Annotated in this window: 20 protein-coding genes; 9 read left to right on the top strand and 11 right to left on the bottom strand. The window is 76.0% G+C overall.

The features are described 5' to 3' along the window. Positions 1–5: 5 nt before the first annotated feature. A complete protein-coding gene (locus HDA33_RS01730) occupies positions 6–1,802 on the bottom strand; it encodes a pyruvate kinase (RefSeq protein ID WP_184170264.1) in 1,797 nt (598 codons plus the stop codon). A gap of 33 nt (positions 1,803–1,835) precedes the next feature. After that, positions 1,836–3,446 carry an aminopeptidase P family protein gene (locus HDA33_RS01735; protein ID WP_184170268.1) on the bottom strand — a complete coding sequence of 537 codons (1,611 nt, stop codon included), beginning with the start codon at positions 3,444–3,446 and terminating at the stop codon, positions 1,836–1,838. 62 nt (positions 3,447–3,508) lie between these two features. Here HDA33_RS01735 and HDA33_RS01740 point away from each other — a divergent pair, with 62 nt between their 5' ends. Next, positions 3,509–4,369 carry a PHP domain-containing protein gene (locus HDA33_RS01740; RefSeq protein WP_184170272.1) on the top strand — a complete coding sequence of 287 codons (861 nt, stop codon included), beginning with the start codon at positions 3,509–3,511 and terminating at the stop codon, positions 4,367–4,369. Positions 4,370–4,515: 146 nt separating this feature from the next. On the opposite strand, the gene HDA33_RS01745 is transcribed toward HDA33_RS01740, so the two are convergent. From HDA33_RS01745 to HDA33_RS01765, 5 genes are all read right to left on the bottom strand, one after another. Further along, positions 4,516–6,417, bottom strand: a complete 1,902-nt coding sequence (locus HDA33_RS01745; RefSeq protein ID WP_184170275.1) for a DEAD/DEAH box helicase — start codon at positions 6,415–6,417, stop codon at positions 4,516–4,518. Between the two features lie 255 nt (positions 6,418–6,672). Then, the gene (locus HDA33_RS01750; protein ID WP_184170278.1) at positions 6,673–8,238 is read right to left on the bottom strand and encodes an RNB domain-containing ribonuclease; all 1,566 of its coding nucleotides are present in this window, start codon (positions 8,236–8,238) and stop codon (positions 6,673–6,675) included. Positions 8,239–8,310: 72 nt separating this feature from the next. Then, entirely contained in the window at positions 8,311–8,535 is a 225-nt protein-coding gene (locus HDA33_RS01755; protein WP_017489253.1) for a DUF3107 domain-containing protein, read from the bottom strand. Positions 8,536–8,659: 124 nt separating this feature from the next. Then, the gene (locus HDA33_RS01760) at positions 8,660–9,325 is read right to left on the bottom strand and encodes a TetR family transcriptional regulator (protein ID WP_184170280.1); all 666 of its coding nucleotides are present in this window, start codon (positions 9,323–9,325) and stop codon (positions 8,660–8,662) included. A 29-nt stretch (positions 9,326–9,354) separates the two neighbouring features. Further along, positions 9,355–10,707: a glutamyl-tRNA reductase gene (locus HDA33_RS01765; RefSeq protein ID WP_184170283.1), complete on the bottom strand. Its 1,353-nt coding sequence runs from the start codon at positions 10,705–10,707 to the stop codon at positions 9,355–9,357. A gap of 154 nt (positions 10,708–10,861) precedes the next feature. On the opposite strand from HDA33_RS01765, the gene hemE reads away from it, so the two are divergent. Genes hemE through HDA33_RS01795 form a run of 6 tightly spaced genes read left to right on the top strand, consistent with a single transcriptional unit; the run spans position 10,862 to position 17,694 of the window. Then, positions 10,862–12,085 (top strand): uroporphyrinogen decarboxylase, encoded by a 1,224-nt coding sequence (gene hemE, locus HDA33_RS01770; protein ID WP_184170286.1) that lies wholly within the window; start codon positions 10,862–10,864, stop codon positions 12,083–12,085. Then, on the top strand, positions 12,082–13,587 hold the full coding sequence (locus HDA33_RS01775; RefSeq protein WP_184170288.1) for a protoporphyrinogen/coproporphyrinogen oxidase: 1,506 nt from the start codon (positions 12,082–12,084) through the stop codon (positions 13,585–13,587). The genes hemE and HDA33_RS01775 overlap by 4 nt, the downstream gene beginning before the upstream one ends. Positions 13,588–13,636: 49 nt before the next feature. Beyond that, positions 13,637–14,353, top strand: coding sequence for a hydrogen peroxide-dependent heme synthase (hemQ, locus tag HDA33_RS01780; RefSeq protein WP_184170292.1), 717 nt, complete (start codon positions 13,637–13,639; stop codon positions 14,351–14,353). Next, positions 14,353–15,708 (top strand): ferrochelatase, encoded by a 1,356-nt coding sequence (locus HDA33_RS01785; RefSeq protein WP_184170295.1) that lies wholly within the window; start codon positions 14,353–14,355, stop codon positions 15,706–15,708. Before hemQ ends, HDA33_RS01785 begins: the two co-directional genes overlap by 1 nt. 5 nt (positions 15,709–15,713) lie before the next feature. Beyond that, a complete protein-coding gene (hemC, locus tag HDA33_RS01790) occupies positions 15,714–16,853 on the top strand; it encodes a hydroxymethylbilane synthase (protein WP_184170298.1) in 1,140 nt (379 codons plus the stop codon). A 1-nt stretch (position 16,854) separates the two neighbouring features. Continuing rightward, positions 16,855–17,694: a uroporphyrinogen-III synthase gene (locus HDA33_RS01795; protein ID WP_184170301.1), complete on the top strand. Its 840-nt coding sequence runs from the start codon at positions 16,855–16,857 to the stop codon at positions 17,692–17,694. A gap of 27 nt (positions 17,695–17,721) precedes the next feature. Here the strand turns inward: HDA33_RS01795 and HDA33_RS01800 are convergent, their stop codons facing one another. The 3 genes from HDA33_RS01800 to brnQ form a co-directional block, all read right to left on the bottom strand. Then, positions 17,722–18,003, bottom strand: a complete 282-nt coding sequence (locus HDA33_RS01800; protein ID WP_184170305.1) for a hypothetical protein — start codon at positions 18,001–18,003, stop codon at positions 17,722–17,724. 99 nt (positions 18,004–18,102) lie between these two features. Then, on the bottom strand, positions 18,103–19,167 hold the full coding sequence (locus HDA33_RS01805; protein WP_184170308.1) for an NYN domain-containing protein: 1,065 nt from the start codon (positions 19,165–19,167) through the stop codon (positions 18,103–18,105). Between the two features lie 10 nt (positions 19,168–19,177). Continuing rightward, the gene (gene brnQ, locus HDA33_RS01810) at positions 19,178–20,572 is read right to left on the bottom strand and encodes a branched-chain amino acid transport system II carrier protein (RefSeq protein WP_184170311.1); all 1,395 of its coding nucleotides are present in this window, start codon (positions 20,570–20,572) and stop codon (positions 19,178–19,180) included. Positions 20,573–20,714: 142 nt separating this feature from the next. Between brnQ and hemB the strand changes: the two genes are divergently transcribed. Further along, positions 20,715–21,701 (top strand): porphobilinogen synthase, encoded by a 987-nt coding sequence (hemB, locus tag HDA33_RS01815; RefSeq protein WP_184170314.1) that lies wholly within the window; start codon positions 20,715–20,717, stop codon positions 21,699–21,701. After that, positions 21,698–23,023 carry a glutamate-1-semialdehyde 2,1-aminomutase gene (gene hemL, locus HDA33_RS01820; RefSeq protein ID WP_184170316.1) on the top strand — a complete coding sequence of 442 codons (1,326 nt, stop codon included), beginning with the start codon at positions 21,698–21,700 and terminating at the stop codon, positions 23,021–23,023. Before hemB ends, hemL begins: the two co-directional genes overlap by 4 nt. A gap of 123 nt (positions 23,024–23,146) precedes the next feature. Here the strand turns inward: hemL and HDA33_RS01825 are convergent, their stop codons facing one another. Then, positions 23,147–23,833, bottom strand: a complete 687-nt coding sequence (locus HDA33_RS01825) for a 3'-5' exonuclease (RefSeq protein ID WP_184170318.1) — start codon at positions 23,831–23,833, stop codon at positions 23,147–23,149. Between the last annotated feature and the right edge of the window lie 69 nt (positions 23,834–23,902).

Here is a 23,902-nt window from a genome sequence, read left to right on the forward strand (position 1 = left end):
CCGACTCAGAGGGACCAGGACTCCAGCCGACGGAGCATGTCCCGCTTCTTGCGGGCGTGCCCGCCCATGCGCCCCAGGATGTCGCCGAGGGCCGTGATGGCCTCCTCGATGTAGGGCCCCTTGTTGAGCATCGCGGCCTCGGCGCGCTGCGCCATGGCGGCGTCGGTGATCTCCGCGCGAGAGGGCAGGCCGGTCTTGGCGAGGGACTCGAGGATCTGGGTGGCCCAGATCGCCGGCACGTGCGCGGCCTCGCACAGCCACAGGATCTCCTCCTGCAGCTCCGCCATCCGCTCGAACCCGGCCTCCACCGCGAGGTCGCCGCGGGCGATCATCACGCCCACGTCCCGCCATCGCATGGCCTCCAGGAGCATCCGGGGCAGCTGCTCGAAGGCGGCCACGGTCTCGATCTTCAGGGTGATGTCCACGTCCGTGGCGTCCTCGGCGGCCAGCGCGTCGATCAGCTGGGCGACGTCCTCGGCCGAGCGCACAAAGGACAGGTTCACCATGTCCGCGTGGCGGGCCACGAAGGGGATGTGCGCGAGGTCCTCGTCCGTGAGCGCCGGGATGGACAGCGCGGTGTCCGGGAAGTTCACGCCCTTCTCGGCCTTGAGCTTCGTCCCGTTCGGACCGGCCTCGGTGACCTCCAGCGTGATCTCGTCCGCGTCCGCCGCGCGCACCACGGCGTCGATCTTCCCGTCGTCGATGGACACGCGGTCCCCGACCGCCACGTCCTCAAACGCCTGAGCCAGGGTCAGCCCGATGCGGTACGGGGGAGCGCTCGCGGCGGGGACCGGATCCAGGGAGCGGGCGAGCACCACCTGATCGCCGCGGCGCACCCGCATGGACTGCTCCAGCGGCGCCAGCTCCCCGACCGTCAGGGTCCCGCGCGGGGTGTCCACGGCCAGGCCGGTGCCCCAGTAGACCGTCTTGTCCGCGCGCACCAGCGCGCCCGCGGTCCCGGCCTGCTCCACGGTCAGGACGCGGTGCGAGCCGCGGGCGTCCGTCAGCTCGACCTCGTCGCCGGCGGCCAGGCCCGCCAGGACCTCGGCGCCGGCCTCCGTCACCGGGACGACGACGGCGCCGGCGGGCGCGTCCGCCGCCTCGGCCCCGGCCGCGGCCAGCCACACGCGGGAGGGCTCCGTGACCAGGCCGGCGGGCGTGCGGGCGGGCTTGACCTTCACGACGCGCGGGCCCGGCTGGATCGGGCCGGTGCGCACCTTGGGCCCGGCCAGGTCCATGGCCACCAGGGGGGCGGGGCGCTCGGGGGTGGCGCAGGCGCGGACCGCCTCGATCATCGCGGCCCAGGCCGCCTCGTCGTCGTGCGCGCAGTTCACGCGCGCCAGGTCCATGCCCGCCTCGGCCATCCGCGCCACGAGGTCCGGGTCCCGCGCGGCCTCGGAGGGCAGCGTCACCATGATCCGGGCGGCGCGGTCCGGCCGGGCCGGGCCCAGCAGCCGGTCCGCGTCCCGGGCCAGGATCTCCCGGCCCCGCGCCGGGGTGAGCGCGTCGTCGTCGGGGGAGGGGGCGTCCTCGCCGTCCAGGGCGCGGACGGCGGCGAGCACCGCGTCCACGTGGCCCAGCACGCCGGCCTCCATGCGGCCCAGTGAGGAGAGCCCGACGTCGCTCAGCGCGTCCTGCAGGGGGCGCAGGTCGGTGCCGCGCAGGGCGACGTAGTGCACGAGGTTCCGGGCCGAGGCCCGGTGGCGGTCCCGGACGCGGGAGATGAGGTCGGCGTGCTCCGCCTCGGCGGAGAGGAGGCGGTCGCGGAGGGCGGTGAGCTCGGTGGTCAGGTCGATACCCATGGTCCGAACCCTAGGAGCGCCCTCCGCGCCGGATCACGCCTGGAGCCGCGCCATCCAGGCCTCGATCTCGTCCGGGGTGCGGGGGAGGGCCGCGGAGAGGTTCTCGGCCCCGTCCTCGGTCACGAGGATGTCGTCCTCGATGCGCACGCCGATGCCGCGGTACTCCTCCGGCACGGCCAGGTCCTCCTCCTTGAAGTACAGGCCCGGCTCGATCGTGAAGACCATGCCCGGCTCGAGCACGCCGTCCAGGTAGAGCGCGCGCTTGGCCTGCGCGCAGTCGTGCACGTCGAGGCCGAGGTGGTGCGAGGTGCCGTGGGGCATCCAGCGGCGGTGGTGCTGGCCGTCCTCGGACAGGGCCACCTCGGCGGACACGGGCAGCAGCCCCCAGTCGGCGAGTCGCTCGACGAGCACGCGCATGGCCTCGGCGTGGATCTCCCGGAAGCGGATGCCCGGGCGCACGATCGCGTACGCGGCGTCCGCCGAGTCCAGCACGGCCTGGTAGATCCGGCGCTGCACGTCCGTGAAGGAGCCGGAGACCGGCAGGGTGCGGGTGATGTCCGCGGTGTAGAGGGAGTCGTCCTCCACGCCCGCGTCCAGCAGCAGCAGGTCGCCCTCGCGCACCGTTCCGGTGTTGCGGATCCAGTGCAGGATGGTCGCGTTGTTGCCCGAGGCCGCGATCGTGTCGTAGCCCAGGTCGTTGCCCTCGAGTCGGGCGCGGGCGAAGAAGGCGCCCTCCACCACGCGCTCGCCGCGGGCGTGGCCCACCGCGCGCGGCAGGGCCCGCACGACGTCCTCGAAGCCGGAGATCGTGGCGGCCACGGAGGCGCGCATGCGCTCCACCTCCCACTCGTCCTTGACCAGGCGCAGCTCGGAGAGGAACTCGGCGACCTGCGCGTCCGCGGAGGCGGCGGCCTCCGCGTCCACGCCGGCCTCGGCGCGCACGCCGGCCAGCAGGGCGTCCATGTCCTGGTCGGCCTCGCGCAGCAGGCGCACGGCGGTGCCGTCCGCGGAGACGTTCTTGGTGACGGCGGACTCGAGCTCCTCGAGCCCGGCGGTGCGCAGGCCCGTGCGGGCGGCCAGGCCGGCGAGCGTGGGGCGCGGGCCGATCCAGAACTCGCCGGCGCGGGCGTCCGCGTAGAACTGCTCCGTGTCCCGGCCCGCCAGGGGACGGAAGTACAGGGTGGCCGCGTGGTCCGAGCCGCCGTCCCCGGCGCCCGGGTCCGTGGGCTCGAGCACGAGCACAGCGTCCGGCTCGTGGTCCACGCCGAGGCCCGTGAGGTGCGCGAAGGCCGAGTGCGCGCGGAAGCGGTAGTCCGTGTCGTTCGAGCGGACCTTCAGGCGGCCGGCGGGGACCACGATCCGCTCGCCCGGGTAGCGGGCCGAGACGGCGGCGCGGCGCCGGGCCGCGTGCGGGGCCGAGGCGTCCTGCGCGGGCAGCTCGTCCGAGGACGGCGCCCAGTCGGCGCCCATGAAGGCGCGGAAGGCGTCCGAGGACGGGCGCTGCGAGCGGTTCTCCACGCGCTCGGCCAGCGGCTGGGGGCTCACCGCGCCCTCGGCGTCGACGCCCGCCTCGGGGGTGGCGGCGGGGTCCTGGGGGCGGTCCTGGTCGGCGTGGTGTGCGGGGTGCTGTGCGGCATCGGTCATCCCCCCATCATGGCATCGCCGGGGAGCGGCACCGCCGGGGCTGGCCCGCGCGCCTCGGTAGCATGGCACGCATGGCCCGCTACGACCTCCACTCGCACTCGATCGAGTCCGACGGCACCGAGCCGCCGGCCGACGTGGTGCGCGCGGCGGCCCGGGCCGGCCTCGACGGTCTGGCCCTGACGGACCACGACACCACCGCCGGCTGGGCGGCCGCGGCCGAGGCCGCGCTCGCCGAGGGGATCGCGTTCGTGCCGGGCATGGAGATGTCCTGCATGGCGGCGGACGGGACGAGCGTGCACGTGCTCAGCTACCTGCACGACCCCGCGGACCCCTCGCTGCTGCGCGAAATCGGCACCGCCCGCTCGGCGCGCCTGACCCGTGCGCAGGAGATGGTGGACCGCCTGGCCCGGGACTACCCGATCACGTGGGAGCTCGTGCAGGAGCACGCCGCCGAGGGCGCCACCATCGGCCGTCCGCACCTGGCGGACACGCTCGTCACCCTCGGCGTGGTGGAGGACCGCTCCGCCGCGTTCGCGCACATCCTCACGGGTCGCTCGAAGTACTACGTGCCGCACTACGCGCCGGACCCCGCGATCGCCGTGGAGCTGATCCGCTCCGCCGGCGGCGTGCCGGTGTTCGCCCACCCGCGCGCCGTCACCCGGGGCCGGGTGGTGGGCGTGGAGGTCATCGAGGAGATGATCGACGCCGGCCTGGCCGGGCTCGAGGCGGACCACCGGGACAACCCCGAGGAGGAGCGCTCCTGGCTGCGCGAGGTCGCCGCCCGGCACGACCTGTTCGTGACCGGCTCCTCCGACTACCACGGCACCGGCAAGCCGAACCTGCTGGGGGAGTTCAGCACGGGCGAGGACGTCCTCGCCGAGATCGAGCGCCAGGGCACCGGCGCCGCCGTCGTGCGCGGCTGACCCGCGCCCGACTCCGCTCACCCCCGGCGCGCCGCGCGTCGGTCGCTCCCGGGGACGCTGTCGTGCGGGAAACGGGAGAGCCTCCCGGACCACGCTCGCGCGTGGCCCGGGAGGCTCTCGTCTCGTCCGGGCGGGGGCGGGGACGGTCAGCCGTCCACGACCTCCCCGTTGCGACGGCGGGTGCGGGTGCGGCCGCCGCGGCGACGGCGGGCCTCGGCCCGGGCCTCGGCGCGCTCGGCCATGCGGGCCTCCGTGCGCTCGACGCCGGCCACCGGCTGCTTCGCGCGGGCCTCGGACGCCTCGGTGCGGGACTCGCCGCGGGTGCGGGACTCGCCGGAGCGCCCGCCCCGGCCACGGCCCGTCGACTCGCCGCGGCCGCCCTCGCGCCCGGCACGCTCGCCGCCGCGCCCGCGGCCCTTCGACTCGCCGGCCTCCTCGCCGCGCGCCGGGGACTGCTCGGCGTCGCGGCCACGGCCGCCCTCGCGACCGGCCCGCTCGCCACGACCGCCCCGGCCGCCATCGCGGCCGCCGCGCTCGTCGTCACGGGAGCGCCCGCCGCGACCGCCGCGGCTGCCGCGCTCGCCACGTCCGCCGCGACCGCCCCGGCCGCCGTCGCGCTCGCCGTCACGGGTGCGCCCGCCGCGGCCGCGCGGCGCGGACTCGGGACCGCCGAGGTCCTCGAGCACCTCGCCCTCGAGGCCCTCGAGCACGCGCTTCTCCTTGGGCAGGCGACCCTTGGTCCCCTTGGGGATGCCCAGGTCCGCGAACAGGTGCGGCGAGGAGGAGTAGGTCTCCTGCGGCTCGGGCTGGCCGAGGCCCAGCGCCTTGTCGATCAGCGACCAGCGCGGCATGTCCTCCCAGTCCACGAGGGTCACGGCCACGCCCTTGTTGCCGGCGCGGCCCGTGCGGCCCACGCGGTGCACGTAGGTCTTCTCGTCCTCGGGGGCCTGGAAGTTGAACACGTGCGTGACGTCGTCCACGTCGATGCCGCGGGCGGCGACGTCGGTGGCCACGAGGATGTCCACCTTGCCGTTGCGGAACGCGCGCAGGGCCTGCTCGCGGGCGCCCTGGCCGAGGTCGCCGTGCAGGGCGCCGGCTGCGAAGCCGCGGGCGGTCAGCTCGTCCGCCACGCGGGCGGCGGTGCGCTTGGTGCGGGTGAAGATGATGGTGCGGCCGCGGCCCTCGGCCTGCAGCGCGCGCGCCACGAGCTCGTCCTTGTCCATGTGGTGGGCGCGGTAGACGAGCTGGCGGATGTCCTTCTTCGTCAGGCCCTCGTCCTCGGGGTCCGCGGCGCGGATGTGCGTCGGCTGCGTCATGTACCGGCGGGCCATGGCGACGACGGGGCCCGGCATGGTGGCCGAGAACAGCATGGTCTGGCGGACGGCGGGCACGGCGCCGAGCAGGGTCTCGACGTCCGGCAGGAAGCCGAGGTCCAGCATCTCGTCCGCCTCGTCCAGGACCACGGTGTTCACGAGGTCCAGGCGCAGGTGGCGCTGGCGCATGAGGTCGATCAGGCGACCGGGGGTGCCGACGACGACCTCGACGCCGCGCTGCAGCTCCTCGATCTGGGGCTCGTAGGCGCGGCCGCCGTAGATGGTGGCGATGCGCAGCGGGCGCTGGGCCGCGGCGGCCGTGAGGTCGCCGGCCACCTGCACGGCGAGCTCGCGGGTGGGGGCCACGATGAGGGCCTGCGGGGCGCCCGCGGAGCCCTTCGCCTCCAGCTTGTCCCAGCCGGGCTCGCCCGGGCCGATCGCGCGCTGCAGCGCGGGGATGCCGAAGCCGAGGGTCTTGCCGGTGCCCGTCTTGGCCTGGCCGATGATGTCGTGGCCGCCGAGGGCCACCGGCAGGGTCATGGCCTGGATGGGGAAGGGGTGGACGATGCCCCTGGCCTCGAGGGCCTGGACGATCGCGGGGTGCACGCCGAAGTCGGCGAAGGTCTGCTCGGGGGCCGTCTCGACGGCCTCCTCGGTGACGATCTCCTCGGCGATCTCGGCGACCTGGGGGTCGACGTCGGCCGGGGCGGGGGTGTGCTCGGAGTTCTGGGTCATGGCGACTCGCGTTCCTGTTCGGGCGCCGGCACGGCGGGCGGGAGGGCCCGGACGCGCCGTGCGCGCGGTTCATGGCGGAAGCCGATCGCGGGGCAAGCACGCGGGGCGGCCGGCGGGCGGCGCCCCGTGGAACCGGGCCGGGCGCGCCGTGCGAGGGCGGGCCGTGCCGGATCCGGCAGGTCATGGCGCCGTCCCGGGCGTCAGGGGCGCGGGCGGCGGGTCAGGGTGATCAGAGAGCGACCGGTCATCCTGGGGTCAGCGTGAGCTGTGCGGCCAGTCTACCCCGGAGGCCGTGACCTCGCCCGAGGCCCGGTCGACGCCCTCGATCCGCACCCGCACCCGGGTGCCCGGCTCGGCCTCGCCCGGCACGCGCAGCGTCACGGCGGGATCCAGGAGCCAGACCTCGGCGCCGCCCTTCACGCCGCGCACGGCGATGCCCGCGAGCTCGGCACCCACGTGGTCCTGGAGGGCGGCCGCCTCCACGAGGTCCGTCGCGGCGCGGTCTGCGGCCGAGGTGCGCCGCGAGGACTCGGTCATGAGCGCGGGCAGCTCCGGCAGGGCCGCGCGGGCCCACTCGGGAGCGGGGGCGCCGGTGGCGTGCGCGTGGCACAGGGCGAGCACGAAGCGGTCCACGAGCCGGCGCAGGGGAGCGGTGGCGTGGGCGTAGGGCGCGGCGAGCGCCGCCTGCTCGGGCTCGGACGGCGGGGTGCGCAGCTCGGGATCCTCGGCGTGAGCGTCGAAGGCGGTGTAGCCGGCGCCGCGGAACAGGCTGGTGGCCTCGTGCAGCACGGCCAGGTGTCCGGGGTCCGCCGGGTCCAGGGTGCGCAGGTAGGCGCCGTAGTCCTGGCCCTCCTCCCACGGGGCGCCGAGGGCGCGCGTGCGGGAGCGGAAGGCCGCCACGGCCTCGGCGTCCGGGGCGGGCATGGTCCGCAGGATCCCGACCCCGGCCTCGAGCATGAGCCGCGCGGCGGCCATCCCGGTCATCAGGGACAGCTGCGCGTTGTGGTCCTCGGCGGGCAGGGGCGCGCGCTGGACGAGGCAGTGGCGGCCGTCCTCGGCCACGTGGACCTCCTGGTCCGGCAGGTTCAGCGAGGCGCCGCCGCGGGCGGCCTCCTGGGCGGCGCGGCGGCGGCCCACCTCGGGCAGCAGGGCGAGGGAGTTCCGCAGCGGCGCGTCCCAGCCGCGGTGGGCGGCGTGGTCGGCCTCGTCGAGGCCCGGGCGCGGCGCCGCGGGGGCCTCGGCGTCCGGGAGGGCGTCGAGGAACGCCTGGACCTGGGCGTAGGTCAGCTGGGCGCGGGAGCGGATGCGGGCCCGCTGCAGGGACGTGTTCACGACGGCGCCCGCGGCGTCCAGCACGAAGGTCCACACGAAGGCGGGGCGCTCCCGGTCCGGGAGCAGGGAGGCGGCGTCCTCGCTGAGCGCCTCGGGGTGCAGGGGCACGCGCCCGTCCGGCAGGTACACGGTCTGGCCGCGGCGGCGGGCCTCGGCGTCCACGGCGCCGCCGGGGGCGACGAATGCGGGCACGTCGGCGATGGCGTAGCGGACGGTGATCGCGTCCCCGTCCGCGGCCTCGAGGTGCAGGGCCTGATCCAGGTCCGTGGAGCCGGCGGGGTCCACCGTGACGAACGGGACGTCCGTGCGGTCGGCGTAGGCCGGGTCCGAGGCCAGCGCGGCGAGCACGTCCCGCGCGGCGGCGTCGGCCTCCTCGAGGACCTCGGGCGGGAAGCCCGCGGGCAGCTCCTGTTCCGTGCGCAGCGCGGCCAGGCGCTCGATCAGGCCCGGGTCGGGGCGCCCGCGGAGGGCGACGGCGCGGTGCGGCATGGGCGGGCTCCTCGGGGATCGACGGCGGAGACGACGCACGCCCCGGTGGATCACCGGGGCGTGCGGGGCGGGTCAGGAGGCGGCGAACCCGAGGGGGCCGGACTTCTTCGCGTTGATCTCCACGAAGCCGATCCGGTCGCCGGGGACCACCACCTGGCGGCCCTTCGCGTCCGCGAGGACCAGGGTGGAGCCGTCCGCGACGGCCGCGTCCACGAGGGAGCGGACCTCCTCCGCGGGCTGCTCGCTCTCGATGACGACCTCGCGGCCGACGTGCTGCACTCCGATGCGGATCTCCATGGGGACCTCTTCTTCCTCGTCGCGTCCTGTGCGGTCTGCGGTCAGCCTACGGGACGGGCACGAGGCGCGGCGGGGCGTCGGCGGCGTTCACCCGCGGGCGAAAACCGGCCTCGGGGCCGCCGCGTCAGAGGGCGTCCTCGTCCGTGGGCAGCGTGGCCAGGCCCCGCCAGACCAGCGCGTCCACCGTCCGGGCCATCTCCGCGGCGGGCGGGCGGGCCTGGACGTCGAGGCGGTCGGCCCAGTGCCGCGCCGCGCCCAGCAGCAGCCCCACCAGCCCGCGGGAGAGGACCTCGGCCTCGGCCTCGCCCACCGACGTGTCGGCGCTGATGGTCCGGGTGATCTCCGAGGAGAGCAGCCGGTGCACGGCCTCGCTGCGCGAGCGGACCTCGGGGTCCTGGTCGGCGCCCGAGTCGAAGACCAGGCGGTGGGTGCGCTCGGGGGCGCCCATGTACTCGAAGAAGGCGGCCACGGTGGCACGGACGCGCTCGCGGTTGTCCCGGCCGCGGCGGGCGTCCATGGCGGCGCCCAGGCGCTCCTGGAGGTCGGCCACCTCGGCGTCGAGCAGCTCCAGGAACAGCTCGTGCTTGCCGGGGAAGTGTTGGTAGAGCACCGGCTTGGACACCTCGGCGCGCTCGGCGATCTGGTCCATGGACGCGCCGGCGTAGCCCTCGGCGGCGAACACGGCGCGCGCGCAGCCCAACAGCTGGCGGCGGCGCTCCTCGCGCGGCAGGCGGGTGGACCGCGCGGACTCATCCGGGGCCTCGACGGCGGGGGCGGGGCGGTCGGTCACGGTGCCTCCTGGCGTGGGAGCGGGCGGGCTCAGGCGATGCGCGCCGTGCCGGCCTCGTCCTCGTGGGCGGGACAGCCGGCGTCGGGACGCTCGGCGGGGGAGGACGTCGAGCCCGGGGGCTCGATCCCGAAGACGGCCTCGAGGCCGTCCTCGTAGCGGTCCAGTCGGCCCTCCGCGGCGAGCCGCTTTGCCCGCACGCTGGGCTCGTGCAGGAGCTGGTTGACCATGCGGCGCAGGGCGAACTCCACCTCCTCGGCGGCGGCCGTACAGCCGTGACGGGCGCGCACGCGCTCCATCTCCCGGTCCAGGGCGGCGAGGGTGTGGCGGCGCAGGGCCTTGATCGAGGCGTCGGCGCTGCGGCCGCGCTGGGCGTCGCGGTACTCGGCCACGGCGCCGTCCACGAGCACCCGGGCCTCGGCGACGGCGGCCCGCGCCTGCTCCGGGGCGGCCAGGCGCACGGACTCCAGGGTGATGAGGTCGACGCCCGGCAGGTCGCCGACCGCGGGGTCGAAGTCGCGGGACAGGGCGAGGTCCACCACGGTGAGCGGGCGGTCCGCGTCCTCGCGCAGCTCCTGGAGGCGCTCGGGGCTGATCTGCCGTTCGCCGCCGGAGGAGCCGATGATCACGTCCGCCTCGGCGACGGCGCCGGCCACGGCCTCGCCGCCGAGCGCGAGGGCCCAGCCGCCGCGGTCCGCGACGAACTGCTCCGCGCGGCCCGAGGCCGAGTGCACGCCGACGGTGGTCGCACCCCGGTCCGCCAGCTGCGCGAGCGTAGTGCCGGCGTAGGCGCCCGTGCCGATCAGCAGGATGGTGGCACCGGCCCAGAAGTCGCGCTGGGCCGCAGCGTCGGTGAGACCGCGCAGCTCCTCCGCGAGGTCCAGGGCGACGGAGACGACCGAGCGGCCGGCCGCGCCGAGCGCCGTGTGGGAGCCGACGTCCTTGGCCGTGCGGGTGGCGAACTCGAACAGGCGCACCAGCGAGCCGGACGCGGTCCCGGACTCGCGCGCCATGGACAGGGCCCGGCGGACCTGCCCGGCGATCTCGCGCTCGCCCACCACGGCGGAGTCCAGGCCGGCGCCCACCTCGAACAGGTGGCGGGCCGTGGCCTCGGAGTCGAGCACGCGGAAGGCGGAGCGGACGGCCTCGTCCGGCAGGGACGAGTGGGCGGCCACGGCGGCGACCAGCCCCTCGCGGGCGGCCTCGACGCCGGACTCGTCCGCCTCCGCGTAGATCTCCACGCGGTTGCAGGTGGCCAGCACCACCGCACCGGCCGCGCCGCTTCCGGGCAGGGCCGGGCCGACCCCGGTGGCGCCGGCGCTGAGGCGGGCCACGGTGTCCAGGTCCAGGTGCTGGTGGGACGCGACGAGAGAGAAGACAGTCACAACGTCCGCCATTCTAGCCCGGCCCCGGCGGCCGCTCCGGGAAGGGTCGCCTGCCCCGCGCCCGGCCTGAGCCCCGCACGTGAGACGGCCGTGAGAGGCATCACAGGCGGTGCGGATGTGCCACCGCGCCGTCGCCGATGGGAGACTGGGGGGCATGTCCGACCTGTCCCAGACCTCTGAGATCCGCGCGGGCGCCCCCGCGCTGCCCGCCGATCACCCGTTGCGCACGCAGGATCCCGCCCGCTCCACGGCGGCCAGCCCGCTCGTGCGCGCGCTGCGCGGCCAGCGGCCCGATCGGCATCCCGTGTGGTTCATGCGCCAGGCCGGGCGCTCCTTGCCGGAGTACCGCGAGGCCCGCGCGGGCATCGGCATGCTCGAGTCCTGCCTCATGCCCGACCTCGTGCGCGAGATCACCCTGCAGCCGGTGCGCCGCCACGACGTGGACGCCGCCATCTTCTTCTCCGACATCGTGGTGCCGCTGCGCCTGGCCGGGGTGGACGTGGAGATCCAGCCCGGCGTGGGCCCCGTGCTCGGCCGTGCGGTGCGCACCGCCGAGGACGTCGCCGCCCTGCCGGTGCTCGAGGACTCCGCGCTCGACGTGATCCGCGAGGCCGTGTCCTCCACCGTCGCCGAGCTCGGGCCCCGCCCGCTGATCGGCTTCGCCGGCGCCCCGTTCACGCTCGCCGCCTACATGGTGGAGGGGCGCCCCTCCCGCGACCACTTCGGGCCCCGCCGCATGATGCACGGCGACCCCGAGGCCTGGGCCGCCCTCGCCGGCTGGGCCGCCACCGTGTCCGGCCAGTTCCTGCGGGCCCAGCTCGAGGCCGGCGCCTCCGCCGCCCAGCTGTTCGACTCGTGGGCCGGCTCCCTCTCCGCCGAGGACTACCTCGAGCACGTGCAGCCGCACTCCCGGGCAGCCCTCGCGCACGTCGACGATTTGGCCGGCCCCGGCGTGGACGGCGGCGCGCCGCTGCTGCACTTCGGCACCGGCACCGGCGAGTTCCTCCACCACCTGCGCGACGCCGGCGCGTCCGCGGTCGGCGTGGACCACCGCCTCACCCTCTCCGAGGCACACCGCCGCCTCAGCGAGCGCCCCGGCCCGGACGGCCGCACCGCCGTGCCGCTGCAGGGCAACATCGACCCCGCGCTGCTGGCCGCCCCGTGGCCGGTGCTCGAGGCCCACGTGCGCGACGTCGTCGCCTCCGGTGCGGCCGCCCCGGGCCACGTGGTCAACCTGGCCCACGGCGTGCCCCCGGAGACCGACCCGACCGTGCTGACCCGCGTGGTCGAGCTGATCCACTCCCTGCCCGTCTCCGAGCGCGAGGGCCAGGACCCCGCCCCGCCGGCCGGGGCCGCCGCGGGAGAGGGGCGCGCATGAGCGGGACGGCGCTCGTCGTCGGCGGCGGGATCGCGGGCCTCGTGGCCGCGCACCGCCTGTGCGCGGCAGGCTGGGAAGTGACCCTCGCCGAGGCCACCTCGGTCCTCGGCGGCGCCGTCTCCGCCCGCTTCCTCGACGTGCCCTCGCACGGGGAGACCGGGGCGCCCGAGTCCCAGACGCTCGAGCTGGACGCCGGCGCCGAGTCCTTCGCCGTGCGCGGCACCGCCGTGCGCGCGCTCCTGGAGGAGCTGGGCCTGGGCGGCAAGGTCGTCGCCCCCGAGCCCCTCGGCTCCTGGCTGCACGGCCCCGCGGGCCCCGTGCCCGCCCCCCGTCTCGGCCTCGCCGGCATCCCCGGTGACCTCGAGGCCGAGGACCTCGCCGCGGCCCTGAGCGGACCGGGCCTGGCCCGGGCCCGCGAGGACGCCGTGGCCCCCATGGACCGCTGGGCCGACGCGCTCGCCGCGGGCGAGCCCGTCACCGTCGCCGCGATCGTCGCCGACCGCCTGGGGGAGGAGGTGCTCGAGCGCCTCGTGGCCCCCGTGGTGGCCGGCGTGCACTCGGCCGACCCCGCCGTCGTCGAGCTCGAGCGCGTGGCCCCCGGCCTGCTCGCCTCCGCCGTGGAGCACGGCGGCCTGGCCGCGGGCGTCGCCGCCCTGCGCGGCTCCAGCACCCCCGGCTCCCTCGTGGCCGGCGTGGACGGGGGCATGTCCCGCGTCACCGGACGCCTCGTGGACGCGTTGCGCGAGGCCGGCGCCACCGTGCTGCGCGGCGTGCGCGTGGCCGCCCTGTCCCGCGTGCCCGCCACGGGCGGCTGGTGGGCCCAGATCTCCGACCGCGACGACGAGGTCGTCCGCGGCCTCGACGTGGACCGCGTGGTGCTCGCCGTGGACGGCGCCACCGCGTGGGACCTGCTTGCCCCGCTCTCCGGCGGCGACCTCGACCCGGACGCCGGCCCCGCGCTCGGCGACGGGGTCGCGCTCACCACCCTCGTGGTGGAGGCCCCCGGCCTCGACGCCGCCCCCCGCGGCACCGGCGTGCTCGTCGGCGCCGGCACGGACGTGGCCGCCAAGGCCCTCACGCACGCCACCGCCAAGTGGGCGTGGCTGCGCGAGGTCGTGGCCCGCCCGGACCACGACGGCGTCGCCCGGCACCCGCACCGCCACGTCGTGCGGCTCTCCTACGGCCGCTCCGGCGCCGAGCCCGGCGGCCTGGGCCACCGCAGCACGGACGAGGAGCTGCTCGCCCGGGCCGTCGTCGACGCCGCCGCCCTCACCGGCGTGCCCCTGTCCGAGCAGGACGTGGTGGCCCGCGCCGTCGTGCGCTGGCGCCCCTCCATCCCGCCGCAGGCCGGCCCGGACCGCGAGGCCGCCGACGCGCTCATCGCGTGGTCGCGCGGCCAGGCCGGACTCGACCTGGTCGGCAGCTGGGTGCACGGCACCGGGCTGGCCGCCGTCGTCGCCGGCGTGGACCGCGCCTTCGACGCCCCGACCCCCGCGGGCTGAGCCCGCCCCGCCCACCCCTTCACGCCCCCGTATCCCGAGGAAGAGGACCATGACCAAGGACACCACCACCACCCCAGCCGAGGCCGGCAAGGACTGGTTCACCACCTACACCGTGTTCGCCCGCCCCCAGGGCCAGCCGGGCTGGCTCGGCCTCGAGGGCCGCGACGCCAAGAAGGCCGTCCGGGAGTTCGACGCCCTCGTGGCGGACCTCGCCGAGGCCGGCGTCACCGTCCGCGGCGTGTACGACGTCTCCGGCATGCGCGAGGCCGGCGACGTGATGGTCTGGATGTACGGCCAGGTGCCCGAGGACCTGCAGGCCGCCATCCGCCGCCTGCGCCGCACCCGCCTGCTCGAGCGCACCACCATGGTGCTCTCCGCGATGGGCGCCGACCGGCTCGCCGAGTTCAACAAGGACCACATCCCCGCCTTCGCGATGGGCCGCAAGGCCCTGCCGTGGCTGTGCTTCTACCCGTTCGTGCGCTCCTACGACTGGTACGTCATGGAGCCCAAGGAGCGCGCCCGCATGCTGCGCGAGCACGGGCAGCTCGGCCAGGAGTTCCCGCAGGTGTGGGCCAACACCACCAGCGCCTTCGGCCTCAACGACTGGGAGTGGCTGCTGGGCCTCGAGGCCCCCGAGCTCAAGGACCTCGTGGACATGATGCGCCACCTGCGCAACAACGAGACCCGCCTCTACGTGCGCGAGGAGGTCCCGTTCTACACGGGCCGCCTCGTGGAGACCGCCGACCTGCTGGAGGTGCTGGCCTGATGACCGCCGCCCCCGAGCCCCGCGCCGACGCGCCCGTCCACACCGGCCCGGACGCCGGCGTCGCCCCGACCCTGCGCGCCCCCGAGAAGGCCGCCGCCGGCGTCGACTTCGACGTGTGCGGCGTGATGGCCCCCAAGGACTACGACGCCCTCCTGCTCGCCTCCTTCGGCGGGCCCGAGGGCCAGGACGACGTGATCCCGTTCCTGCGCAACGTCACGCGCGGGCGCGGCATCCCGGACGAGCGCCTCGAGGAGGTCGCCACCCACTACCGCGCCAACGGCGGCGTCAGCCCCATCAACGCGCAGAACCGCGCGCTGAAGGCGGCCATCGAGGACGAGCTGGCCGCCCGCGGCCTGGACCTGCCCGTGTACTGGGGCAACCGCAACTGGGAGCCCTACTTCCCGGACACCCTCGAGCGGATGCACGCCGACGGGCACCGCCGCATCCTGACGGTCACCACCTCCGCGTACTCCTGCTACTCGTCGTGCCGCCAGTACCGCGAGGACATGGGCATGGCCATGGAGCAGACCGGCCTGACCGGGAAGGTGGACCTGGACAAGACGCGCCAGTACTTCAACCACCCCGGCTTCATCGAGCCGTTCCGGGACGGCCTGCGCGCCGACCTCGCTTCCCTGCGCGAGGAGCTGGGGGACGACGCGCGGATCCACGTGCTCTTCGCCACGCACTCCATCCCCACCTCCGACGCCGCCGCCGCCGGCCCGCGCGGCCTCGCCGCCGACCTGCGCGCCCAGGCCGGCGCCGAGCCGGGCGAGGAGGGCGCGGATGTGTACTCGGCGCAGCACCTCGACGTGGCCCGTGAGATCCTCGCCGGCGTGCCCGAGGCCGCGGACGTGCCGTGGTCGCTCGTGTACCAGTCGCGCTCCGGCCCGCCCTCGGTGCCGTGGCTCGAGCCGGACATCAACGACGCGATGGAGCACCTCGCGGGCGAGGACGCCGAGACGGACGCGCAGGGTCGTGCCGTGGCGGGCTTCGTCGTCGTGCCCCTGGGCTTCGTCTCGGACCACATGGAGGTCCTCTGGGACCTCGACACCGAGGCCCGGCAGACCGCCGCCGACCTCGGAGTGGGGTTCCGGCGCAGCCCCACCCCGGGCACCGACCCGCGGTTCGTCTCCGGGCTCGTGGACATCGTTGAGGAGCGGCTGGGCCGGCGCGAGGGCCGCGCCGCGGCCGGCTGCTTCCCGGCCTGGTACGACGTGTGCCGGCCGGACTGCTGCACCAAGGTGATGCGCGACGGCACCGTGCGCCCGACCACCTCCGCCGTGGACGCGGACGTGCGCGGCCTGACCGAGCACGAGGCCGGCACCGCGCCGGCCGGCCGCACCGAGGAGGGCTGAGGACCATGTCCACGCTGCGCATCGGCACGCGGGGCTCGGCCCTGGCCACCACCCAGACCACGCACGTGGCCCAGGCCCTGGCCGAGCGCGCCGGGCTCGACCACGAGCTCGTGGTGATCCGCACGGAGGGGGACGTGACCACCGGCTCGCTCGCCTCCCTCGGCGGGACCGGCGTGTTCGCCTCGGCCCTGCGCGCGGCGATCCTCGACGGGGCCGTGGACCTCGCGGTGCACTCCCTCAAGGACCTGCCGGCGGCCCAGCCGGACACCCTCGAGATCGCGGCGGTGCCCGAGCGGGCCGACCTGCGTGACGCCCTGTGCGCCCGCGACGGCCTCACCCTGGCCACGCTGCCCGAGGGCGCCCGCGTGGGCACGGGCTCGCCGCGCCGCGTGGCCCAGCTCAAGGCCCTGCGCCCGGACCTCGTGCTCGTGGACATCCGCGGCAACGTGCAGACGCGCTTGGCGCGCGTGCCCGGGCTCGAGCAGCACGACGACGGCGCCCCCGCCGCCGCCGGCTCCCCGCGGGGGGACCTGGACGCCGTGATCCTCGCGTGCGCCGGCCTGGACCGCCTGGGCCTGGACCACGTGATCACCGAGCGGATCGACCCGGACGTGATGGTCCCGGCCCCCGGCCAGGGCGCCCTGGCCGTGGAGGTCCGCGCCGAGGACGAGTCCTTCCTCGGCGCGGCCCTGCTGGAGCCGGACGCTCCGGTGGGCCGCCTGCGCGCCGGGCTCGAGCTCGTGGACGACCGCGCCACGCACGTGGCCGTGACGGCCGAGCGCGCCCTGCTGCGCCGCCTGGAGGCCGGCTGCGCCGCCCCGATCGGCGCGGTGGCGCGCGTGGTGGACGGCGAGGCTGGCGCCCCGCGCATCGAGATGACCGCCATGGTGGCCGCCGTGGACGGCTCGCGCGTGCTGCGACGGACCTCCTCCGTGCAGCTCGACCCTGTCCCCGAGGACCTGGCCGCGGACCCCGCGGCCGCCGACGAGTGGCTCGAGGACACCCTGTTCGTGGCCGCCGAGGCGCTCGGCGTCCACGTGGCCGAGCAGTTCGTGGCCGAGGGCGCGGACCTGCTGCCGGGCACGGTGCGCGGGGTGTCCGCGACCGCCCTCGAGGCCGCGCCGCAGTCCGACGACCCGGCCTGAGATGCGCGTCCTGCTCACCCGCCAGCCGGCCCAGGCCGGCGACCTCGAGGCCGGTCTCGCCGGCGCCGAGGTGGCGGGGCGGCGGCTGCGGGTCGGCTTCCTGCCGCTGACCGACTTCGCGCTGCCCGACGACGACGGCCCGCTGCGCGCGCTGCTCGCGGACTGGGCGGGGGTCGACGGTGATGCGGCCGGGCCGGGGCGCTCGGACGGGTCCCGCTGGCTCGTGCTGACGAGCCCCAACACCGTGCGCGCACTCAGGGCCGTCGGCTGGGACGGCCATGTCCCAGTGGGTGCGCGGATCGCGGTCACCGGACCGGGCACGGCACGGGTGCTGACCGAGGCGGGCTGCGACGCGGCGCCGTGGCTGCCGCCCGAGGACCGCTCCGCCGAGGGCCTGATCGCCGGACTCGCCGCCCTGCACCCCCGCGGTGCCCGTGCGTGGCTGCCCCAGTCCGATCGGGCCCGGCCCCGCCTCGCCGACGGCCTGCGCGCGGCGGGCTGGGACGTGCGGACCGGGCTCGCCTACCGGACGGTGCCGTATTCGGCGCAGGCCGGCAGGCGGCTGCTCGACGCGGCGGCGGACGAGGGCCGGGGGGACGTCGTGACGCCCGCGCGGCTGGCCGCGGTCGCGGCGGGGACCGCCGTGGTGCTCACCAGCTCCTCCGCGGCGGAGGAGTTCGTGGCCGCGGGGCTGACGCCGCTGGTGGGGGAGCGGGTGCGGCTCGTGGCGATCGGCGCGCCGACCCGTGACACGTGTGCGCGGCGGGGTCTGCCCCTGCTCGGGACGGCCCCCACGCCGGACGCGGCCGGAGTGCTGGCCGTGCTGCGCGCTGCGGCCTGAGCCGCCCGGCCGCACGCGAGGCGAGGCTCAGTCGGGGCGGTCGCCGTCCGGGTCGGTCGCGTCGTCCTCCGTCGGCGCGGGGCCGGCGTCGTGCCTCTCGTCCTGCGGCACGCCGGTGGCGGAGGCCATCAGGTCCACCCGCGGCTCGCGGAGGATGGCGACGGCCACGTTGTTGAACCCCGTGTTGGACAGCAGCTGCGAGGCCTCCTCGTCCGTGAGGTCGTAGGCGTGGGCGAGCATGCGCACGTTCTCCGTGTAGAAGGCGTGCAGGCGGTCGACCCCGCGCAGGAAGTCCAGCGTGTTCCCCATGGCGGGGAGCCTACCGGGCGGGCGTGGTGGCCGGGTGGCCGGCGGGTGAACGGCCGGTGGACCGGCCCGCCGGCCGCGGGGGACGACGGGCCGCGGCGCTCAGCCCTCGGCGCGGCGGCTGCGGCGGCGGACCAGCGAGACCTCCATGGTCCGGCCCTCGGTGCGGGTGCGCAGGTACGGCTGGTCCTCCACGAGGGTGGAGAGCTTGGAGTGCCCGAAGTCGCGCGGGTCGAAGTCCACGTGGGTGCGGCTCAGGTGCTGGCCGATGAGGGACAGCGTGGCCCAGCCGTCGTCGGTGCTCGTGGCGTTGACGGCCTTGGTGAGCGCGGCCTGCAGGTCGATGCGCGGGGCGGCGTCGGCCTCGTCGTGCTCGGGCTCGGCCTCGACCGGCACCTCGGGCGGGGTCGGGTCCTCGGTGACGTCCGACGACGACGCACGGCGGCCCCGACGGCCGGCTCCGGACTTCGCCTCCGGGCCCTTCCCGTCCCTGCCGGTGGCGGCGTCCCCGGCGGGCGCCGCGTCGGCGGCGGGGGCCTCGGCGTCCGCGTCCGTGGCCTCGGGGGTGTCGGTGGCGTCGGTGGTCTTCGACCCGCGACCGCGGCCTCGACCGCCGCGGCGGGACCCCGAGCGGCCGGAGCCCTCGGACGCCTTGGCGTTCTCCTCCTTGGCGGGGGCGTCCTCACCCGTCTCGTCGTCGTCGACGTCCTGGTCCGTGGCGGTGCCGAGCAGCTCGAGGTAGATGAACTGGTCCACGGCGTTGCGCAGCGAGGCGGGGGTCTTGCGGGCGCCCAGGCCGATCACCCGCTTGCCGCCCTCGCGCAGGCGGGTGGCCAGGCGCGTGAAGTCGGAGTCGGAGGAGACCAGGGCGAACGCGTCCACGTTGCCCATCCAGAGCAGGTCCATCGCGTCGATGATGAGCGCGGAGTCCGAGGAGTTCTTGCCCACGGTATAGGCGAACTGCTGGACCGGCTGGATCGCGTGGTGGTTCAACGCCTTCTTCCAGCCGTTCAGGTTGGTGGTGGTCCAGTCGCCGTACGCGCGCTTGATCGTGGGGGTGCCGTAGGTGGCCAGCTCCTCGAGGATCAGGGGGGCGAACTTGGGGGAGACGTTGTCGCTGTCCATCAGGACGGCGATGCGCAGGGATGCGGGGGTGGGTTCGGGCATGTGTTCCACCCTAGTCGGCGGCGGTGCGCCCGTGGCCGGCGGCGATCGGGGTCGCCTCCCGCTCGCCCCGGCGCGGGCGGGGCCGCGAGGCGGCGGCCACCGTGCCGACGACCAGCCCGACGAGCGCCGGGACCACCCAGCCGAAGCCGACCGCGTAGCCGGGCAGCACCCGACCGGCCAGGCCCGTCAGGGCGGTGACGGGGGCCGTCGTTCCGAGCGACTCCGGCAGGGCGCCCAGCAGGTCGAAGACGGCGGCGAACCCCGTGCAGGCGACCACCCAGCGGGCCACCGCCGGGCGGTCCCGCACCCAGGCCCAGGCGAGCCCGAGCAGGATGACGACGACGGCGATCGGGTAGAGGAGCATCAGCACCGGGACGGACCAGGCGATGATGGCCTCCAGGCCCAGGTTGGCGAGCGCGAAGGACACCACGAGGAAGAGGCCCGCCCACAGCCGGTAGGACCCGGGGAACATCTCCGCGAACATCTCGGCGCACGCCACGATCAGTCCGATGCAGGTCTTCAGGCACGCGACGAAGACGATGGCCGCGATGAGGTACGCGCCCGCCGTGCCGAAGAAGTGGCTCGCGGTGCGGGCGAGGACGTCGCCGCCGTTCGCGGCCTGCGCGAACGCACCGTGGCTCGTGGCGCCGATGTACGCCAGCGAGGCGTAGACCACCGCCATCGCCGCGCCGCCGAGCAGCCCCGCCTTGCCCAGCTCCACCGCCATGCGGCGCGGACCCGTCACGCCCAGGCGCCGGGCGGCGTCGACGATCACGACCGCGAAGGCGAGTGAGGCGAGCGCGTCCATCGTGGTGTAGCCGTCCAGCAGGCCCCGCACGAGCGCCCCGTCGGCGTAGGCGGGTGCGGGCGAGGGCAGGGCGCCCGTGCTCATCGGGGCGACGACGGCGGCCGCCACCAGGGCGCCGAGCAGGACCAGGAACGCCGGGGTCAGGTACCGCCCCACCCACTCCATGAGCCGGCCCGGACGGAACGCCGCGACCGCGGCGACCGCGAAGAACGCCGCGGTGAAGCCGAGCAGCCGCAGGCTGCCGTCACCCGCCAGGGGCGCGACACCGATCTCATAGGACACCGTGGCGGTGCGGGGGATGGCGAAGAGGGGGCCGATCGTCAGGTACAGCAGGCACGTGAACGCCACGGCGAAGCGCCGGGAGACGGGCACCGTCATCTCACGGGCCGAGCGCGCCCCCGTCACCGCCGAGGCGACGATGCCCAGGACCGGCAGCCCCACTGCCGTGACGAGGAAGCCGAGCGTGGCCGGCGTGACCGCGTCGCCCGCGTCCCGGCCCAGGGACGCGGGGAAGATCAGGTTGCCGGCGCCGAAGAACAGGCCGAACACGAGCGAGGCCAGCAGCAGGGTCTGACCGGGGCGCAGGCGCGGGGGCATCACGGGCCTCTCGACGGCGGACGGGGCGCCACGACTGTACCCGGCGCGCAGACTCGTGGAGCGGCCGAGCCACGCCCGGGGAGCGATCAGCCTCCGCGCCTAGACTGGACGGGTCCCCGAACCAGGAGCGTGTGACCCCGTCATGTCCTTCCCGCTGCACCGTCCCCGGCGTCTGCGCCGGTCCGCCGCAATGCGCCGTCTCGTGGCCGAGACGCGCCTGCACCCGGCCGAGCTGATCCTCCCGGCCTTCATCAAGGAGGGCGCGCCCGAGCCGATCGCCATCGCGTCGATGCCCGGCGTCGTGCAGCACACCTCGGACACCCTCAAGGCCGCTGCCGCCGAGGCCGCCGAGCTGGGCCTGGGCGGGATCATGCTGTTCGGCGTGCCGGAGACGCGCGACGCCGTCGGGAGCGCCTCCCTGGACCCCGAGGGCGTGCTGAACCAGGCGATCCGGGACGTGAAGTCCGAGGTGGGCGACGCCCTCGTGGTGATGTCCGACCTGTGCCTGGACGAGTTCACGGACCACGGCCACTGCGGCGTGCTCACCGAGGACGGCGCCGTGGACAACGACGCCACCCTGGACATCTACGCGCAGATGGGCGTGGCCCAGGCCGAGGCCGGCGCGGACGTGCTCGGCCCCTCCGGGATGATGGACGGCCAGGTCCGCGTCATCCGCGAGGCCCTCGACGCCGCCGGCCACGTGGACACGGGCATCCTCGCCTACGCGGCCAAGTACTCCTCGGCGTTCTACGGCCCGTTCCGGGACGCCGTCGACTCCCAGCTCACCGGCGACCGCAAGACCTACCAGATGGACGCCGCCAACCGGACCGAGGCGCTGCACGAGGTCGCCCTGGACCTGGAGGAGGGCGCGGACATGGTGATGGTCAAGCCCGCCATGAGCTACCTGGACATCGTCCGGGACGTCGCCGAGCTGGCCGACGTGCCGGTCTCGGCGTACCAGATCTCGGGGGAGTACGCGATGATCGAGGCCGCCGCCGCGAATGGCTGGATCGACCGGAAGGCCTCCATCGTGGAGTCCGTGCTCTCCATCCGGCGCGCCGGCGCCGACACCGTGCTGACCTACTGGGCGGCCGAGCTCGGCCGCTGGATGAAGGAGGGGTCCCTGTGACCACGTCCACCCGCACCACCAACGCCGCCGCCTTCGCCGCGGCCCAGGCCGTCATCCCCGGCGGCGTCGACTCGCCCGTGCGCGCCTTCGGCTCCGTGGGCGGCACGCCCCGGTTCATGGCCGGCGCCCGCGGGCCCTACCTGACCGACGTCGAGGGCCGCGAGTACGTGGACCTCGTCTGCTCGTGGGGCCCCATGCTGCTGGGCCACGGCCACCCCGAGGTGACGGAGGCCGTCCACGCCGCCGTCGACCGCGGCCTCGGCTTCGGCACCTCCACCCTCGAGGAGACGGCGCTCGCCGAGCTGATCGCCGCCAAGGTCCCGGTGGAGCGCGTGCGCTTCGTGTCCACGGGCACCGAGGCCACCATGACCGCGCTGCGCCTGGCGCGCGGCGTGACGGGGCGCAACCTCATCGTGAAGTTCGCCGGCTGCTACCACGGCCACTCGGACGGGCTGCTCGCCGCCGCCGGCTCCGGCGTGGCCACCGCCGCCCTGCCCGGCTCCGCGGGCGTCACCGAGGCCGCCGCCTCCGAGACCCTCGTGGTGGACTACAACGACCGCGACGCCCTCGAGGCCGTGTTCGCCGAGCACGGCGAGCGCATCGCGGCCCTCATCACCGAAGCCGTGCCCTGCAACATGGGCGTCGTGGAGCCCGCCGAGGGCTTCAACGCGTTCCTGCGCGAGATCACCGCCCGCCACGGCGCCCTGCTCATCTGGGACGAGGTCCTCACCGGCTTCCGCGCCACCGCCACGGGCGGCTGGGGCCTGTCCGGCCAGGTGGACGGCTGGACGCCGGACATCTGGTGCTTCGGCAAGGTGATCGGGGGCGGCATGCCCGCGGCCGCGCTCGCCGGCTCCGCGGAGATCATGAACCACCTGGCCCCGCTGGGCCCCGTCTACCAGGCGGGCACCCTCTCCGGGAACCCGGTGGCCATGGCCGCCGGCCACGCCACCCTCTCCCGGGCCGATGACGCCGTCTACGCCGCCCTGCAGCGCGCCTCCGACGCGGTCCGCGAGGGCCTCGTGGCGGCCCTGGATGCCGAGGGCGTGGACCACTCGATCCAGCGCGCCGGCACCCTGTTCTCCGTGGCCTTCGGCACCTCCGGGACCGGCGTGCGGGACTACCGGGACGCGCAGGCCCAGGAGGCCTTCCGCTACGCGCCCTTCTTCCAGTCCATGCTGGAGTCCGGCGTGTACCTGCCCCCGTCCGTGTTCGAGGCCTGGTTCGTCTCCGCGGCGCACGACGACGCGGCGGTGCAGCGGGTGCTCGACGCGCTGCCGGCCGCCGCGAAGGCCGCCGCGGCCGCCACGCCGCAGGGCTGAACCACCGGGGGCCCGAGCCCGCGCACGCCCCGCCCGACGGCCCCGCCGCCGGTCCCGCCCGCCGGGATCGACGGCGGGGCCGTCCGTGCGTTCGGCGGGGGACGGCGTCTCGTCGGCGTCCCGTCAGCGGCCGGACTCGACCGGCCAGTCCCGGGAGACCGTGGCCTGGGGGTCCTTGCGGCGCAGGTACTCCTCGAAGCTCTCGGCCTGCTCGGCCTTCCAGCGCACCTGCCGCTCGTGCAGCTCCGCCGGGTCCACGCGCAGCTGCTCGTGCCGCTCGGCGAGGGCGTCGGCCACCTGCACGGCGGCCAGGGCGTCCGCCGCCGAGGTGTGGGCGTTCTCCAGGGTGACGCCGTAGTGCTCGGAGACGGCCGAGAGGGTGCGCTTGCCCTTGCGGAACCGGTCCACCTGCTTGTCCAGCACGAACGGGTCGATCACCGGGCGCGCCTCGAGCGGGGCCAGGCCGTGCCGCCGCGCCTCCCGGTCCATCACGGTGAAGTCGTACACGCCGTTGAACGCGACCACCGGGATGCCCGCGGCGAACAGGTCGCGCAGGGTCTCCGTGATCTCCGTGACGCCCTGCGCGGCGGGCATGCCCTCGGCCTGGGCGCGCTCGGTGGTCACCCCGTGGACCTCCGCCGCCTCCGCGGGGATGGGCACGCCCGGGTCCAGGAGCCACTCGGCCGAGGCCGTGGCCCGGCCCTGCGCGTCCACCATCACCAGGGTGGCGGTCACGATCAGGGCGGAACGCGGGTCGCGCCCCGTGGTCTCGAGGTCGAAGCCGGCGCGGATGCTCTGATGCCAATTCACGGGGCTCACGCTACCCGCCGGTCCGGACACGGCACGCGGCGCACCGCCTGGCCCCGCCGTCCCGTGCAG

Source organism: Micrococcus endophyticus (genome assembly GCF_014205115.1).
Lineage (GTDB): Bacteria > Actinomycetota > Actinomycetes > Actinomycetales > Micrococcaceae > Micrococcus > Micrococcus endophyticus.